This is a genomic window from Lysinibacillus sp. FSL W7-1291 (genome assembly GCF_038593415.1).
Taxonomy (GTDB): Bacteria; Bacillota; Bacilli; order Bacillales_A; family Planococcaceae; genus Lysinibacillus; species Lysinibacillus fusiformis_D.
On the sequence record NZ_CP151994.1, the window covers coordinates 1,014,389 to 1,031,277 of the forward strand.

A 16,889-nucleotide genomic window follows, 5' to 3' on the forward strand; every position below is an offset into this window, starting at 1 on the left:
CAGTGTTGGAATACACAGTCGAAAGTGATATTGGTTTAAAACGATCAATTAATGAAGACCGTGCTGCATTTTTTAAACGTCCTGACGGGCTTGCACTAGCACTTGTGGCGGACGGCATGGGTGGTCATAATGCTGGTGATGTAGCAAGTGATATGGCAATTAAACAGATGGAATCCTTTTTTTTACAGGCAGACGCACATCATTTTGTATCAACAACATCAAAAAAAGAATGGTTATTGCACACAGTTAAGCAATTGAATAAAACGATATATGACTATTCTTTATCACATGAAGACTGTAAAGGAATGGGCACGACGTTTATTGCGGTGTTAATAGAAGAGTATCATTGCTTCATTGCACATGTTGGGGATAGTCGTGTGTATTATTTCTTTGAAGATGGTGCACAACAAATAACAAGAGATCATTCATATGTAAATGTACTGGTAGAAAATGGCGAAATAAGTGAAGAAGAAGCTTTGACACACCCAAAGAAAAATTTCATTTTAAAAGCTGTTGGAACAGAGGAAACGCTAGAGCCAGACTTTTATGAAGTAGATTTAGCATCAGAATCGTATTTACTCATTTGTTCAGATGGCTTAAGCAATAAACTCACTGTCTATGAAATGGCTTCAATTATAACGTATCCAGATGCCATTGAAGAAAAAGGACGTAAGCTTGTAGAATTGGCAAATGCCAGCGGGGGAGAAGACAATATCTCCCTCGTGCTACTAACAAAAAAGGATGAGGAGGTGTAAGAATGCTTGTAGGTAAAAGAATTAGTGACCGTTATAAAATTTTGCAGCTCATTGGTGGCGGAGGTATGTCCAATGTTTATTTAGCGCACGATATGATATTAAACCGTGATGTAGCCATAAAAATATTACGCTATGATTTTTCCAATGAGGATGAATTACATCGACGTTTTCAACGTGAGGCACTGTCTGCTACAAGTCTTACACATCCAAATATTGTTAGTGTTTATGATGTAGGGGACGATGGCGATCTACATTATATCGTGATGGAATATGTTCAAGGAAAAACGTTAAAGCAGTACATACAAGAATTTGCACCAATTTCTCCTGCTAGAAGTGTGCATATTATGAAACAATTAACGTCTGCCATTGCAAATGCCCATGAAAATCATATTATCCACCGTGATATTAAGCCGCAAAATATTTTAATGGATGCGGAGGGTAATGTAAAAATAACTGATTTTGGTATTGCCATGACGTTAAGTGCTACATCGTTTACACAAACGAATTCAGTGTTAGGTACGGTGCATTATTTATCACCTGAGCAAGCCCGAGGCGGGACGGCTACTAATAAATCAGATATTTATGCACTTGGCATTGTGCTATATGAATTATTAACAGGTGAATTACCATTTTCTGGAGAATCAGCAGTTTCCATTGCACTCAAGCATTTACAAACAGAAACACCTTCTGTTCGTGCTTTTGATGCAACCATTCCTCAAAGTTTGGAAAATGTGGTGCTGAAGGCTACGGCTAAAGATGCTTCCCATCGTTATAATACAGTGGAAGAAATATATGATGATTTGGAAACAGTCTTATCACCAACACGAGTAAACGAACCAAAATTTGTCATACCTGTTGATAATGATACGACGAAAGCTATACCAATTATTAAAGAGCCTGTTCATAAAAAAGGCGAAGATTTAACCCAAACGAGAGTTATGGAACCGATTATGGAAGTGAAAACACCATCTCAAGCAAAGCCTAAAAAAACTGTTGAAAAACCAGCTCCTGTTAAGGGAAAGAAGAAAAATTGGCCAAAGTATGTTGCTGGATTATTGATTGCTGTGATTGTCATCTTCCTATTCTTTTTATTTGCAACAGATTCGTTTAGCCCGAAAAAAATTTCTGTACCTGATGTAACAAATTTAACTGTGGAAGAAGCTACAAAAAAATTAGAAGCAGAGGGGTTTGTTGTTGGTGAGGAGCATCAGGAGCGGAACCATGAGGAAATTGAGAAAGGTAAGATCATTGAAACAGATCCAGCAAAAAATGCATTGCGTGCAAAAGGCACAGAGATTGATTTAATCGTCAGCTTAGGTGTGGAAATGACGACTGTAGATAATTATGTTGGACAGAATTATAGTCAAGTGGAAGCTTTAATAAAAGGAAAGTATAAAGAAGTACTAAAAGAGGATGTCCCTTCTAATGAACCAGAAGGAAGAATCATTGAGCAAAGTATACCCCCAAATACTGAAGTTGTTGCGAAGGAAGAAACAATTACGTTTAAAGTAAGCCAAGGGGTTAGAATGATAAGGCTTGAAAACCTCAATAATTATACAAAAGCGGATATGGATGACTATGTGAGGAGAGTTGGCCTTAATTGGCGTATTTCACGTGAAGAATATCATGAGTCGATTCCTGCGGGCAGTGTGATATCACAATTGACAAAAGCGGGTACTATGGTGGAAGAAGGTTCCTTCATATCCGTTGTGATCAGTAAAGGACCAGCGAAAAAGCCTGATAAACCACTGGTCATACCTGTAGTCATTGAGTATAAACCTACAGAAGAGGGTATAGCTCAAAACATTCGCATTGAAATTCAAGATAAAAATCATACATTTTCTGAACCAGTAGAGTTTCCAATTTTAGATGATACACCTTACAATATACAGCTTGTTATTGAAGAAGGCAAAGATGCAAGTTATAGAATTATCCGTGACTCAGAAATAATCTTAGAAGACAAAGTTAAATATGAGGATGTCAATTAAGGAGGAATTGGATGGCGCAAGGCCAAATAAGAAAAGCATTAAGCGGTTATTATTATGTTTATGATGGTCATCAACTTATTCAATGTCGAGGACGTGGGGTCTTTCGCAATCGCGGAGAATCCCCGCTTGTTGGTGATATTGTAGAATATTCAACGGAAACAGAAGGATCGGATGGTACCATTCAAAAGATTTTGGAGCGTCAAAATGAATTAGTTCGTCCGCCAATTGCCAATATTGATCAAGGTATTTTAGTATTTTCCGTAAAAGAACCTAATTTCAATACCATTTTATTGGATCGCTTTTTAGTTGTTTTAGAATCATTCCATGTACATCCTATTATTTGTTTAACAAAAATGGATTTGCTGGAAAATGATAAACGTGAGGAATTACAGCAATATATCGTCGATTATCAAAACATGGGCTATACGGTTTTACAAACCTATAAAGATGAGGAAGAATTAGTTGAACGCCTACAGCCTATTTTAAAAGGAAAAACCACTGTATTAGCAGGTCAATCTGGTGTTGGAAAATCAACTTTGCTGAATACACTAATTCCTGAATTAAACTTAAAAACAGGCATCATTTCGCAAAGCTTAGGGCGAGGAAAACATACTACTCGTCATGTCGAGCTTATTGAGGTCTGTGATGGTTTATTGGCAGATACTCCTGGATTCAGTTCTTTTGATTTTGATGAAATTGATAAAGAGGAATTAGGCGCATGTTTTCCTGAAATGGTCAGAGTGGCGGATGATTGTAAATTTAGAGGCTGTTTACACTTGAAAGAACCAAAATGTGCAGTAAAGGCAGCAGTAGAAACGGGAGAAATTCGTGACTACCGCTACAAGCATTATGAACAATTTATGCAAGAAATTATGGATCGAAAGCCGAGGTATTAATGATGATACAAATAGCACCATCAATTTTAGCAGCAAATTTTGCAAAATTAGGGGAAGAAGTAAAAGAAGTAGAGCAAGCAGGTGCAACACTGATTCATATTGATGTCATGGATGGTCACTTTGTACCGAATATTTCATTTGGCTCAATCGTATTGGATGCTATCCGTCCATTAACGAATTTACCGTTAGATGTACATTTAATGATTGAAAATCCAGATCAGTATATTGAACAATTTGCAAAAGCTGGTGCAGATTATATTACAGTGCATGTTGAAGCATGTCGTCATTTACACCGAACAATACAATTAATTCGTTCGTATGGTGTAAAGGCTGGCGTAGTATTAAATCCACATACATCAATAGAGTCGATTCAACACATTTTAGAAGATATCGATATGGTATTGTTGATGACTGTTAATCCAGGCTTCGGTGGACAAAAATTTATTCATTCTGTTGTACCTAAAATTGAAGCATTATCGGCAATTATTAAAGAGCGGGGTCTAGAGATTGCCATTGAAATTGATGGTGGTATTACTGCTGAAACGATTGTTCCATGTGCACAGGCTGGAGCGACGATTTTTGTGGCAGGATCAGCTATTTATAGTAAAGAAGATCGAACAGCTGCACTCCAAGAGATTTTAGCGGCTGGTGAGGCAGCGATTAAGAGATGACGATAGTCGTTGTTTGTGCAGGTGGTCCAAAACAAGAGCTTTGCTCATTTTCATCGTTTCAACAACAGGATGTAGTATTTATTGGAGCAGATCGTGGTGCTTTATATTTACTGGAGCATGGGATTACCCCTCATGCCATTGTTGGTGATTTTGATTCCTTAACAGATGAGGAATATCAATTTGTGATGGCACAAACCAATGACCAACAACGTTTTCAGGAAGAGAAAAATGAAACAGACACGGATTTAGCTTTGCTTAAAGCCTATACTTATGCACCTCAAGAAATTGTCCTAACAGGTGTTACAGGTGGGCGCTTAGATCATTATGAGGCAGCGGTTCGTTCCATTTATCGACTCCAAAAAGAGCATCCTCAAATTGAGCTGAAGATTATTAATCATGCAAATATGTTGCAATTTTTATTACCTGGTACGCATACTATTTTTGCAGATGATCGATACCGATACTTGTCTTTTTTTGCTCATGAGGAACCGATTCAAAATGTGACATTACGGCAAGTAAAATATGAAACAACGAATGAGGAAATCTCTTTAGGAACATCACGATTTACAAGTAATGAAATAATAGGAACTTCAGGGTCTATATCTTTCTCGCATGGCATATGTTTAATGATAAGAAGCATAGATTAGCGTAAGGGGGAGAGAGTCCTGAAAGTATATACGTTCCAGCTGCCGAAATTCGTGAGTAGTATCACGCGTACGTGTATTAACCTATTTAAAAAAGATAAGAAAGTAAAAAAATCCGACTAATGTTAGTCGGATTTTTTACGTTAAGTATATTGAATACTGTAAAAAGAAAAAAATCGATTTGCGCCCAATGCGAAATCGATTTTTTAGAAGCGGCGATTAAACGCGCTCGATTTTACCTGATTTTAATGCACGAGCAGAAACCCATACACGTTTTGGTTTACCGTCAACTAAGATACGAACTTTTTGAAGGTTAGCACCCCAAGTACGTTTGTTAGCGTTCATAGCGTGGGAACGGTTGTTACCAGTACGAGCTTTACGTCCAGTGATTACACATTGTTTTGGCATGTTGTATTCCCTCCTTACTGTTGATGCTGAAAGATTATTATTTCAGTTCGGTATTTCACATACCATAATAATTTAACATACGATGGCGTTCAGTGCAATAGTTTTCACATATCCTTTCAAGAAAAAAACCTTTACAGGCAAAAATCAGTTAGTAAAAGAAGGGAAACTTAAGAAAAGAAGTATTACTACCCTTTTCCACGATAACCAAGTTTTGTCGATACACGTTTACCAGTATCAACTAAGCGCTCAATTAATGTATTAATATGATCTTGAGAGACATTAAAATTCACAAAGCCGATGCTCACTGCACCTATCACTTCACCAAAACCATCTTGTACAGATACCGCAATGGAGGAAGTACCAGCAGTTCGTTCTCCATGACTTATTGCATAGCCCTGCTGTCGGATGTTTTGAAGTTGTCCTTCTAATTCAGCAATTTCGTCTTTCGTTATTAGCTGTTCCAAAATTTCTTTTGACTGAGTGTCAGGCATAGAAGCAAGAATGGCTTTATTGGCTGCGCCAATATGCATAGGTATGCGAATGCCAAGTTGGTCATAAATACGAATCGGATTTGCAGCACTGTCTATTCTTTCTATAATAATTGTATCTAAACCAGCAGGCTTACTTAAATAGACACTTTCTTCAACTTCTCTTGCTAAGCGTTCTAATTCAGGCCTAATTTTACTAATATAATCCATCGTGTCATATACCTGTAAGCCAAGTTCCATCCATATTGTTCCGAGGCGATAATGCTTAGTCTGCTCATCCTGTTCAATCATACCTTGTTTAATCATGGCTTTTAAAATTCTATGTAAAGTACTTAGTGGTAAATCGCATTTTGTAGAAAGCTCTGAAATAGACAAGCTACGGTCATTTGCTTCAGATGCTAAAACCTTCGCAATCGTCATAGCTCGCTCTAATAATTGCATTTGCCCCACCTCCCTTCCTCCTATTTTATTTTTATTCTCCAATTACGTCTAGTTCCAATATTTTCGAGCGAATAGATGTCTATACAAAGATGTGTAAAATGAATCCTCGTACAATTGTTTTTCAATGGATAAATCAAATTTAGATTAAAGGAAAAATAAAAAGTTTTCTAAATATATTGACAGTATAGCATAAAACGAATATATTTTTCATATAAACTTTCCTCTTAACGGAAACGTTTTCCACTACACGGAAAAGGGGTGAAGGGAATGCATTATTGTTCATCAATGTATGCACCTTTGAAACACGTTATAGTAAAACATCCGAAAGATGCTTTCCGAAGCCAGGCACATCTTAGCGATGAATGGAAAACATTTAACTATTTATCTGAGCCTAACTATGAAGAAGCGCTAAGAGAATATGCTGAATTTATTAGGATTCTTGAAAAGTATGTTGATACGATTGATTATTTGCCTGCTAATGATGAAGTAGGGTTAGATTCGCTTTATGCACATGATCCAGTTAAATTCACACCAAATGGCGCCATTATACTGAAATCTGGCAAAAAATTGAGACAGCCAGAAGCAGCAGTATATAAGGCCTTTTTACAGGAGAAAGGTATTCCAATCATTGGGGAACTAACAGGAGAGGCGGTATCAGATGGTGGAGATCTTGTTTGGTTAGATGATCGAACACTCGTTGTAGGTAGAGGTTATCGTACAAATGATGAAGCTATCCATCAATTAAAGGAAATGACAGCGGATATGGTGGATGAGTTTATTGTTGTGCAGCTACCCCATGACTTAGGTGAAGCTGAGTGTTTACATTTAATGTCTTTCATAAGTATGGTAGATCGAGATTTAGCTGTTGTACATTCACGTTTAATGCCAGTATTTTTCCGACAACTGCTTATCGAGCGAGGTATCCAATTAATAGAAGTACCGAAGGATGAGTATGATGCACTGGGCTGTAATGTCTTGGCGCTTGCACCAAGAGTGTGCGTTATTCCTGAAGGGAACAAAGTAACAAAACAACAGCTACTTGATGCTAGTGCAACAGTGTTTGAATATAAAGGTGATGAAATTACTGTTAAAGGAACAGGTGGGCCAACATGCCTAACTTGTCCAGTAGTAAGAGGATAAAGGAGACGAAAATTATGTTTAAAAATGTTATTGTTAAAAATCCAGGAAATAGTTTTGTAAACGGTTTAACAACTAGTGATTTAGGTAAACCCATTTTAGAAAAATTGTTTGAACAGCATGAAAAGTATATAGATGCTTTGAAAAAATGTGGCGTTGAGGTTACACAATTACCAGCAAATGAAGCATTCCCAGATTCAACATTTGTAGAAGATACGGCAGTATTAACATCTGAATTTGCTATTATCTCAAACCCTGGAGCAGCTGCTCGTAATCGTGAAATCGAAGATATTGAACCAGCAGTGAAACCATTCTTTGAAAAAATTTACTATATTAAAGGCTCTGGAACGCTTGATGGTGGAGATGTATTACAAGCAGAGAAGAAATTTTACATAGGGATCTCAGACCGTACAAATGAAGAAGGCGCACAGCAATTTAAAAAAATTGTTGAGCAAGAAGGCTATGAAGCGACTATTATTCCATTAAAAGAGTTCTTCCATTTAAAAACAGGGGTTGCCTATGTTGGGGATAATCGTATGGTGGTAGCTGGTGAGTTTGTCGATCACCCTGCATTTGAATCTTATGATAAAATCGTGATTCCTAAAGAAGATGAATATTCTGCTAACTGTATTCAAGTAAATGATTATATTATTATTCCAGCTGGCTACCCAGAAACAAATCGTAAATTACAAAATCTTGGCTATCAAACTATTGAACTTGAGATGTCTGAGTTTAGAAAACACGATGGTGGCTTAAGTTGTTTATCATTACGTTTTTAAGACATGCTAACATTGCCCAATCAATTTAAAAGGGAAAATTGATTGGGTACTTTTATTCTTTGATTATCTGAATATTTACACTATATGGGAAGTAGGGATGGATGTTGAATAAAGGGGATCAGCTTCACAACAATCAATTAAATCGATCGATGAAAAGCCGTCACTTATTAATGCTTTCACTTGGGGGTGTTATTGGAACGGGCTTATTTTTAAATGTTGGCTATACCATTAATCAAGCAGGACCAGGTGGTGCTCTAATTGGTTACTTGTTTGGTGGCCTAATTTTGTTTATGGTCATGAACTGTCTTGGGGAATTGGCTGTTTATATGCCAGTTACAGGCTCCTTCCAAACATACGCTACACGTTTCATTAGTCCTTCAGCTGGTTTTTCATTAGGCTGGATGTATTTTGTCGGGTCTGCCGCCACAGCTGGTGTTGAATTTACAGCTGCTGGGATTTTAATGCAACATTGGTTTCCAACTGTACCAATATGGATTTGGTGTGCTGTGTTTATGGTTCTTTTATTTGTCTTAAATGCTTTAACAACAAAGGGCTTCGCTGAAGCAGAGTTCTGGTTTGCTAGTATCAAAGTTGTTGCAGTCATAGCATTTATCATTATAGGTGGTGCGGCCATTTTCGGATTAATTCCATTAGCAGATCGTCCAACGCCACATCTGACAAATTTAGCACCTACTGGTTTATTCCCAGCAGGTATTTCTATTATTTTTGTCACAATGATGAATGTTATTTTCTCTTATCAGGGATCAGAGCTTGTTGGTATTGCAGCAGGTGAAACCGAGAACCCTGAAAAAAATATTCCAAGAGCGATTCGTACTATTCTTTTTAGAATTATAGTCTTTTATATTGCCTCCATTATTGTATTATCGGCGATATTCCCAGCATCAGAGCTTGGTCTTGTAGAGAGTCCATTTGTAACGTTGATGAATATAGCAGGTGTTCCATATGCAGCTAGTATCATGAATTTTGTTATATTAACGGCTATTTTATCAGTCGGCAATTCATGTCTGTATGCGTCAACACGTTTATTATTCTCTATGTCACAAGAGGGAATGGCACCTAAGTTATTTGGTCGATTGACTAAAAATAAAGTGCCTTTAAATGCGCTCATTTTTACAATGGCTTTCTCACTATTATCCTTATTAACAAGTGTAATGGAAGCTGATGCAGTATTTGTGTTACTCATGTCGGTGGCCGGAATCTCTGTCACAATCTCATGGGTGGGGATTTGTGCTTCTCAACTAATGTTCCGCTATCGTTATGTAAAGTCTGGAGGAAATTTGGCTGATTTAAAATTTAAAACACCTCTATTTCCTTTAATACCTGTATTTTGTATTATCTTTTGTGTATTTATTTTAGTATTTTTAGCGTTTGATCCAACGCAAAGAATCGGTTTACTGTACGGGATTGGCTTCTTTATTGCCTGTATGATTTTTTATCAATTGAAATTAAAAAATGCAACAACGACAGATAGTAAAAGTGAAGAGTCACTAGAAATTCGTTAACCAAAAATTTAACGAATTGAGGCTAAAGGAGAGTTTGTATGAATAATTATATGTGGAATACACCTGAAAAACTGCGAGCATTGCTATGTGAAATTGTCAGTTGGGAAAGCAGGACATTGACAAAGGGTGAAAATGACTTTGCCTATAAATTAAAAGATAAATTGTTAACGCTTCCATATTTTGAAAAACATCCAGAGCTTATTGAATTACATGATGCAGGGCTTGGAAGAAATGCTGTTACGGCATTTTATAAGCACCCAACAGCAACAGAAACAGTGGTGTTAATCAGTCACTTCGATACAGTGCATACGGAGGAATATGGAGAACTAGAGCCACTAGCTTTTTATCCAGAGGAATTAACAAAAAAACTGATGGAGTCTAAATACAAAGAAGATTTACCAGAAGCGGCTAGAATTGATTTGGAGTCAGGTAATTATTTATTTGGTCGTGGCACAATGGATATGAAAATGGGACTTGCTTTACATATGCAGCTCATTGAAAAGGCAAGCTTTGAACAATGGCCAATTAATTTGATTTTAACTACTGTACCTGATGAGGAAGTAAACTCTGCTGGAATGCGAGCTGCTGTTGTGGAGCTTGTGAGACTTCGTGAACAACATGGGCTAACCTATAAATTATTTTTAAATAGTGAACCTTCCTTTTCGCAAGGGCCATCTGATACAAATGAATATATCTATTCAGGTACTATAGGGAAAATAATGCCAGCTGCTTTATTTTATGGCAAAGAGACGCATGTTGGCGAACCTTTAAAGGGCATGACCGCTAACTTTATTGCTTCTTATATGACACAGTACATGGAGTGGAATCCTCTTTTCCGTGAAACAGATTTGGGAGAAAGTACGCCACTGCCAGTTTCTTTACAATTAAAAGATTTAAAAATGGAGTATTCTACACAAACACCATATCGTGCGGCTGCACTGTACAATGTATTTTTATTAAAACGTACAGCTGCAGAAGTAATGGCTATCTTTGAACAAGTGGCATTACAAGCCATGGCTGCTTGTAATGAGCAATACCAAAAAGTTTGCACCCGAGAAAAAGTACAAGGGGTAGGGAATGTACAGGTTTTGCGATATGAGGCATTGTTGGAGCATGCTATCCATAAATTGGGTGAGGAGGAAGTGCGAACGATCAAACAGCAAGTTCTTCAGCATCACGCATGGGACGATCGTGAAAAATCTATACGTATTGTTGATCAGCTCATGATTCGTTGTCAGGAATTAGCACCAGCAACAGTTTTGCTATATGCACCACCTTATTATCCAGCAATTAATTCATCCAATCATCCACTTGTTATTCAATCGATTGAATTGATGAAGAAAACGGCTCAAACATTTGCTATTGAGGTGGAGCAGATTCATTATTTTAACGGGATTTGTGATTTAAGTTATGTTAACTACACAGATGATTCAAACGAGTGGTTAGCATTCGAACGTAACACACCTGTATGGGGAGATACGTATAGTATTCCGTTTAAAGAAATGTCTGCATTACAGGGGCCTGTATTAAATGTCGGTCCCTTTGGCAAAGATGCACACCAAAAAACAGAAAGACTGCATGTGGATAGTGCCTTTAAAGAAATGCCTGTTATGATCGACAAGCTTATTAAAAGTCTTTTTTAGTCAAATAAATTTTAAAATATTGAACTGAATATAATATAAACAAAGTTGATGCTATAAAAGTATCAACTTTTTTATTTATCAAAAAAATTTCGACCTACTTGTATTTTTCATTCTTTAGACGATACATATAGAACATTATATAACTGAAAGCGGACAATAGGAGCGAGTATTATGAAAAATCAAGAAAAAATAGCTTTTTCTATTCGCAAAGAAATGGTTCAGTCGAATTTAAAAGGGATGAGAACAGTTGCTTGGTCACTTATGTATGTATCGGCTATTATTTCCCTTATTCATTATGGAGAGGTTTTCTTTGTCAAAGCAGAAAGAGCCATGGTCCCCGTCTATATTGCCATTCATATCGCCATGTTTTATATAGATATAGCCGTATTGTTATTTGTTAGGGAAAAACGAATTCACATTACCTCTGTTAATATACAGAAGTATGAACACCTAGTTGTTATTTATATTTACACGATTATGCTATTGATTACGGCAATTTCGGTAATGGATGTTTATTTCTTTCATCATGCAGCATTATATGAGGTGATTTTAATCATTATTTGTACGGTATTTGCATTACCTTTACGAAAAATTAGTTGGATTATTTTACTTTCTGCACCAGCAATTATTGCGAGTACATATTTGAGTGTTGGCATGTCCAGTGAGAATATTAAAGTCATATTACCGATGTCTCTTTTAATTCCGATTGGTATCATAATTCAATATCAGACCTACAAGGTTCGAAAACAAATAACTACGCAGCATATTTTATTGGATGAAGAAATGATCAAAACGAAACAATTATCAGAGCTGCTAGCTGTTAAAAATAAAGCATTAGCAGAGCAAGCACTAAAAGATCCTTTAACGAATCTGCCAAATCGACGAGCATTTAATCAGCAATTGACTAAAATAGGACATCAGCTTCATCAACCACAAACATTAACGGTAATGATGATTGATATTGATTATTTTAAAAAGTTTAATGATTACTATGGACATATACAGGGTGACGCGGTCATTGTTAAAGTAGCCTCCTTATTGGCGGAAATTGCAGAGAAGTATCAGGCGTTTGTTGCTCGTTGGGGTGGAGAAGAATTTATTATGATTAGTCAGCATACTGAGAAGTTTGCTGAGCCTATATGTGAAGAAATTTTAAAGGAAGTGCGTGACTTAAAGATTCCACATAGGCAATCAGATATTGTTCAATACGTAACGGTTAGTATTGGAATGTGTCATGCTAACCTGACAATGTATGAGCATTTACAAACATGCTGTGATATTGCTGACCAAGCGTTATATTTAGCTAAGCAGAACGGACGAAATAACTATTTTCGTAAAATGGCAATTTTTGACGGAAAGGAAAATGCGTCTATTTGAAGTCAGAAAACGTTGCTATAAAGCCTTTCTATACTGCCTTAGGTTGCTTAAATTATAACGAAAGTGTTACAATATACTTTAGTCAAAAAGAGCCAAGGAGGCATTCCTATGTCAATTGAATTAAACAATGAATTCGGCCAAATTGATATTTCAACAGATGTACTTGCACAAATTGCTGGTGGTGCTGCTGTAGAATGCTACGGTATTGTTGGCATGGCATCTAAACATCAAATTCGTGATGGTCTAACTGATATTTTACGTAAAGAAAACTTCGCAAAAGGTGTTGTTATTCGACAACAGGACGACGATTTACATATAGATATGTACATTATTGTTAGTTACGGGACAAAAATTTCGGAAGTTGCTTACCAAGTGCAATCGAAAGTGAAATATACAGTAGATAAAACATTAGGTATGAGCGTAAAATCTGTCAATATCTTTGTACAGGGCGTTCGTGTAGCGAATTAAGAGGAGGAACTAAATCGAATGCAGTCTTTAGACGGTATAAAGTTTGCTGAAATGGTACAAATGGGTGCGCATCATCTATACCAAAATGCAAATTATGTAGATTCATTAAATGTATTCCCAGTACCGGACGGTGATACAGGGACTAATATGAACTTATCGATGACATCTGGCGCAAAGGAAACAGAACTTGCCGCTTCAGAACATATTGGTAAAACAGCACAGGCATTATCAAAAGGTCTTTTAATGGGTGCGCGCGGAAATTCAGGCGTTATTCTATCGCAATTATTCCGAGGCTTTGGGAAGTTTATTGAAAAAGAAGCAACCATTGATGCAAAAGGCTTTGCAGCGGCTTTCCAAGCGGGTGTTGATACAGCTTATAAAGCTGTTATGAAACCTGTAGAAGGAACTATTTTAACAGTAGCACGTGAGGCGGCAAAAAAAGGTGTAGAAGTGGCAGAAACTGAAACCGATATCATTGCCGTGATGGAAGCTTTTACAGCAGAAGCAAAGGCTTCATTAGATCGCACACCTGAATTGCTACCTGTTTTAAAAGAGGTCGGTGTTGTGGATAGTGGTGGTCAGGGCTTACTATTTGTGTATGAAGGGTTTCTAGCCTCTTTAAAAGGTGAGCCTCTTCCAGAGAAAAATGATGCGACCTTAGATGATTTAATCAATGCAGAGCATCATAGAGTACAGGATTTCATGAATACTGAAGATATTGAATTTGGCTATTGTACTGAAATAATGGTGCGTTTAGAAGAAGGGAAAGAACCTTTCGATGAGGAGCATTTCCGTAATGAATTAAATCCTTTGGGGGATTCTTTGCTTGTGATCTCCGATGAAGAAATTGCGAAAGTTCATATCCATTCTGAGCAACCAGGTTCTGTTTTATCAATCGGACAAAAATACGGTAGTCTTATTAAAATAAAAGTTGATAATATGCGTGAGCAGCATTCAGCGATTGTTGGTGAGGAGCATAAAGCACCAACGACTGCCAAAAAAGTAGAAAAACATCCGTATGCTATCGTAACGATTGCGATGGGTGAGGGTGTGGCAGAATTATTGCGCTCTATCGGTGCTTCATATGTCATTGAAGGTGGTCAAACAATGAACCCTTCAACTGAAGATATCGTTAAAGCCGTACAAGAAATCGGTGCAGAAAAAGTATTAATCTTACCGAATAATAAAAATATCGTTATGGCAGCAGAGCAAGCGGTTGAACTATTAGAGATTGACGCAGCGGTTGTTCCTACGAAGACGATTCCACAAGGGATGGCAGCGATTTTAGCGTTTAACCCTGAAGCAGCTGTTGATCTAAATAAAAAGACAATGTCCGATGCATTTGCTAATGTGAAGACAGGTCAAGTAACCTATGCAGTGCGTGATACATCTATTGATGGTGTGGAAATCCGTAAAGATGATTTTATGGCATTAGCAGAAGGTAAAATTGTCCTTTCTACACCAGCATTAAAGGATGCAGCAGAAAAGGTAATCACAGATTTAGTCGATGAAGATGCTGAGATAGTTACAGTGATCTATGGCGAAGATACAACTGAACAGGCTGCTTCAGCATTAGCAGCTTTCATTGAAGAGAACTATCCAGATGTAGAAGTTGAATTATTTGATGGTAAACAAGGGTTATATCCATATATTATTTCAGTAGAATAATTACATGCTACTTTGCTATTCCGTAAAGAAAGCAGTGCACAAAACGTGTACTGCTTTTGTTTATGCTACAAAGAAGAGGATGTATAATATTTAGTAAAAACGTGCTAAATATGAACAGCTAGATGTACGTGTCCAGAGGATAAAAAATTTGGAATTATTGGAATATCAACTGTTTTATTGATGTGTATATATGGTGTGGACAAAAAATAAACCTATATAGTTACTATAAATTATAGTAGTGGTAATTTTCTGAAAGTTGATAAATTAAATGCTTTACTTTTATAGTAGCTATCAAGCATGATATAAGTAAAAATAAATATTATTATATGAATAGAATAGAGGGGTGTTTGTATGAAGTTTACTTCAGTATTTGATATTATTGGACCAGTCATGATTGGGCCTTCCTCCTCTCATACGGCAGGTGCAGCTCGCATTGGGCGTGTTGCAAGGGATTTATTTGGTAGACAACCTAAATGGGCAAAAATTCATTTATATGGATCATTTGCTGAAACGTATAGAGGACATGGTACAGATGTTGCGATAGTGGGGGGCCTATTAGATTACGATACATTTGATGACCGTATTAAAATAGCATTTGAAGAGGCCGAAAAAGTGGGATTAGAATATGAATTTATTCCCGAAACGGCTAATACGGAGCATCCCAATACAGCTCGGCTTGTCATTGGAGACGATGAAGGGGAAATGTCTGTAGTTGGTATTTCGATTGGTGGCGGAAAAATTGAAATCAGTGAAGTCAATGGTTTTAAGCTACGTTTAACAGGTGGTATGCCAGCAATTCTTGTTGTGCATGATGATCGTGCTGGCTGTATTGCCAATGTAGCCAATTGTTTAGCAATGCATGAAGTCAATATTGGGCATATGGAAGTTTCACGTATAGAACGTGGTTTAACAGCTCTAATGGTGATTGAAATTGATCAAAACATTGAAGATAAGGTGCTACAGCAAATATCTTTAATTCCACATATTACAAAGGTCTCTAAAATTAATAACTAAGGGGGTGTCCCAAAATGGACGTTTTATTTCATAATGTTCGTGAGCTTGTAGAACGAGCAGAGCAAGAAGAAAAATTAATATCAGAAATCATGATCGAACAGGAAATATTGATTACTGGCAGAACGCGAGAAGAAATCATCCAACAAATGGATCGAAATCTAACCGTGATGGAAGAAGCCATTGAACGAGGATTACAAGGTGTGCAATCAGTAACAGGTTTAACTGGTGGGGACGCCGTATTGCTTCAAAATTATATTGCGCAAGGAAAATCACTATCAGGTGATTTATTATTAGATGCTGTAAGCAAAGCCGTTGCAACAAATGAAGTAAATGCAGCGATGGGAACAATATGTGCAACGCCGACAGCGGGTTCTGCAGGTGTTGTACCAGGAACGCTTTTTGCAGTGAAAAATAAATTAAATCCAACTCGTGAGCAAATGATCCGTTATTTATTTACGTCAGGAGCTTTTGGGTTTGTGGTTGCGAATAACGCTTCCATTTCAGGTGCTGCTGGTGGTTGTCAGGCAGAAGTTGGTTCTGCTGCAGGAATGGCTGCTGCTGCCATTGTTGAAATGGCTGGAGGTACGCCACAGCAATGTTCGGAAGCATTTGCCATTACCTTAAAAAATATGCTTGGTCTTGTCTGTGATCCAGTAGCAGGTCTTGTTGAAGTACCATGTGTCAAACGTAATGCCATGGGTGCATCTAACTCGCTAGTAGCGGCAGATATGGCACTTGCAGGTGTAACAAGTCGTATTCCCTGTGATGAAGTAATTGGCGCTATGTATCGCATTGGGCAATCCATGAGTCCGAATCTGAAAGAGACTGCACGAGGCGGTCTAGCGGCAACACCAACAGGAAAGGCTATTAGTAAAGCTATACTTGAAAATGGTGGCCTACAAAGTATTAAAGCTCTTCAATAAAACTGGTGAAACATGCTATCTAAAAAGGTAGCATGTTTTTATATTGGTTTAGTTGCGAATGATTTT

17 protein-coding genes are annotated in these 16,889 nt (G+C 37.3%); 15 read left to right on the forward strand and 2 right to left on the reverse strand.

From position 1 onward, the window contains the following. Positions 1-5: 5 nt before the first annotated feature. Genes NST76_RS04690 through spoVM form a run of 6 tightly spaced genes read left to right on the forward strand, consistent with a single transcriptional unit; the run spans position 6 to position 5,077 of the window. Positions 6-755: a Stp1/IreP family PP2C-type Ser/Thr phosphatase gene (locus NST76_RS04690; RefSeq protein WP_058843486.1), complete on the forward strand. Its 750-nt coding sequence runs from the start codon at positions 6-8 to the stop codon at positions 753-755. A gap of 2 nt (positions 756-757) precedes the next feature. After that, positions 758-2,743, forward strand: a complete 1,986-nt coding sequence (pknB, locus tag NST76_RS04695; RefSeq protein ID WP_036124923.1) for a Stk1 family PASTA domain-containing Ser/Thr kinase — start codon at positions 758-760, stop codon at positions 2,741-2,743. A gap of 11 nt (positions 2,744-2,754) precedes the next feature. Beyond that, positions 2,755-3,639 carry a ribosome small subunit-dependent GTPase A gene (gene rsgA, locus NST76_RS04700; RefSeq protein ID WP_036124921.1) on the forward strand — a complete coding sequence of 295 codons (885 nt, stop codon included), beginning with the start codon at positions 2,755-2,757 and terminating at the stop codon, positions 3,637-3,639. Between the two features lie 2 nt (positions 3,640-3,641). Next, on the forward strand, positions 3,642-4,310 hold the full coding sequence (gene rpe / locus NST76_RS04705) for a ribulose-phosphate 3-epimerase (protein WP_089931982.1): 669 nt from the start codon (positions 3,642-3,644) through the stop codon (positions 4,308-4,310). Further along, on the forward strand, positions 4,307-4,957 hold the full coding sequence (locus NST76_RS04710) for a thiamine diphosphokinase (RefSeq protein WP_089931984.1): 651 nt from the start codon (positions 4,307-4,309) through the stop codon (positions 4,955-4,957). Before rpe ends, NST76_RS04710 begins: the two co-directional genes overlap by 4 nt. An 18-nt stretch (positions 4,958-4,975) precedes the next feature. Next, positions 4,976-5,077, forward strand: a complete 102-nt coding sequence (gene spoVM, locus NST76_RS04715; protein ID WP_099805045.1) for a stage V sporulation protein SpoVM — start codon at positions 4,976-4,978, stop codon at positions 5,075-5,077. 96 nt (positions 5,078-5,173) lie between these two features. Here spoVM and rpmB read toward each other — a convergent pair whose 3' ends face one another. Then, complete coding sequence (gene rpmB / locus NST76_RS04720) at positions 5,174-5,362, reverse strand: 50S ribosomal protein L28 (protein ID WP_004227417.1); 189 nt, start codon at positions 5,360-5,362, stop codon at positions 5,174-5,176. 185 nt (positions 5,363-5,547) lie between these two features. After that, positions 5,548-6,291 carry an IclR family transcriptional regulator gene (locus NST76_RS04725; protein ID WP_058843516.1) on the reverse strand — a complete coding sequence of 248 codons (744 nt, stop codon included), beginning with the start codon at positions 6,289-6,291 and terminating at the stop codon, positions 5,548-5,550. Between the two features lie 267 nt (positions 6,292-6,558). On the opposite strand from NST76_RS04725, the gene NST76_RS04730 reads away from it, so the two are divergent. The 9 genes from NST76_RS04730 to sdaAA all read left to right on the forward strand — a co-directional run bounded on the left by NST76_RS04730 (position 6,559) and on the right by sdaAA (position 16,823). After that, on the forward strand, positions 6,559-7,431 hold the full coding sequence (locus NST76_RS04730; RefSeq protein ID WP_089931986.1) for an arginine deiminase family protein: 873 nt from the start codon (positions 6,559-6,561) through the stop codon (positions 7,429-7,431). 14 nt (positions 7,432-7,445) lie between these two features. Beyond that, positions 7,446-8,207, forward strand: coding sequence for an arginine deiminase family protein (locus tag NST76_RS04735; protein ID WP_342544682.1), 762 nt, complete (start codon positions 7,446-7,448; stop codon positions 8,205-8,207). Between the two features lie 101 nt (positions 8,208-8,308). Then, on the forward strand, positions 8,309-9,730 hold the full coding sequence (locus NST76_RS04740; RefSeq protein WP_342544683.1) for an amino acid permease: 1,422 nt from the start codon (positions 8,309-8,311) through the stop codon (positions 9,728-9,730). Positions 9,731-9,768: 38 nt separating this feature from the next. After that, positions 9,769-11,373: a M20/M25/M40 family metallo-hydrolase gene (locus tag NST76_RS04745; RefSeq protein ID WP_036124820.1), complete on the forward strand. Its 1,605-nt coding sequence runs from the start codon at positions 9,769-9,771 to the stop codon at positions 11,371-11,373. 171 nt (positions 11,374-11,544) lie between these two features. After that, a complete protein-coding gene (locus NST76_RS04750; protein WP_058843491.1) occupies positions 11,545-12,750 on the forward strand; it encodes a diguanylate cyclase in 1,206 nt (401 codons plus the stop codon). A gap of 108 nt (positions 12,751-12,858) precedes the next feature. Next, positions 12,859-13,218 carry an Asp23/Gls24 family envelope stress response protein gene (locus NST76_RS04755; RefSeq protein WP_004269431.1) on the forward strand — a complete coding sequence of 120 codons (360 nt, stop codon included), beginning with the start codon at positions 12,859-12,861 and terminating at the stop codon, positions 13,216-13,218. 18 nt (positions 13,219-13,236) lie between these two features. After that, complete coding sequence (locus NST76_RS04760) at positions 13,237-14,886, forward strand: DAK2 domain-containing protein (protein WP_058843492.1); 1,650 nt, start codon at positions 13,237-13,239, stop codon at positions 14,884-14,886. Between the two features lie 351 nt (positions 14,887-15,237). Continuing rightward, positions 15,238-15,900, forward strand: a complete 663-nt coding sequence (sdaAB, locus tag NST76_RS04765; protein WP_036124814.1) for an L-serine ammonia-lyase, iron-sulfur-dependent subunit beta — start codon at positions 15,238-15,240, stop codon at positions 15,898-15,900. A 14-nt stretch (positions 15,901-15,914) separates the two neighbouring features. After that, positions 15,915-16,823 carry an L-serine ammonia-lyase, iron-sulfur-dependent, subunit alpha gene (gene sdaAA, locus NST76_RS04770; RefSeq protein WP_058843493.1) on the forward strand — a complete coding sequence of 303 codons (909 nt, stop codon included), beginning with the start codon at positions 15,915-15,917 and terminating at the stop codon, positions 16,821-16,823. Positions 16,824-16,889: the final 66 nt, after the last annotated feature.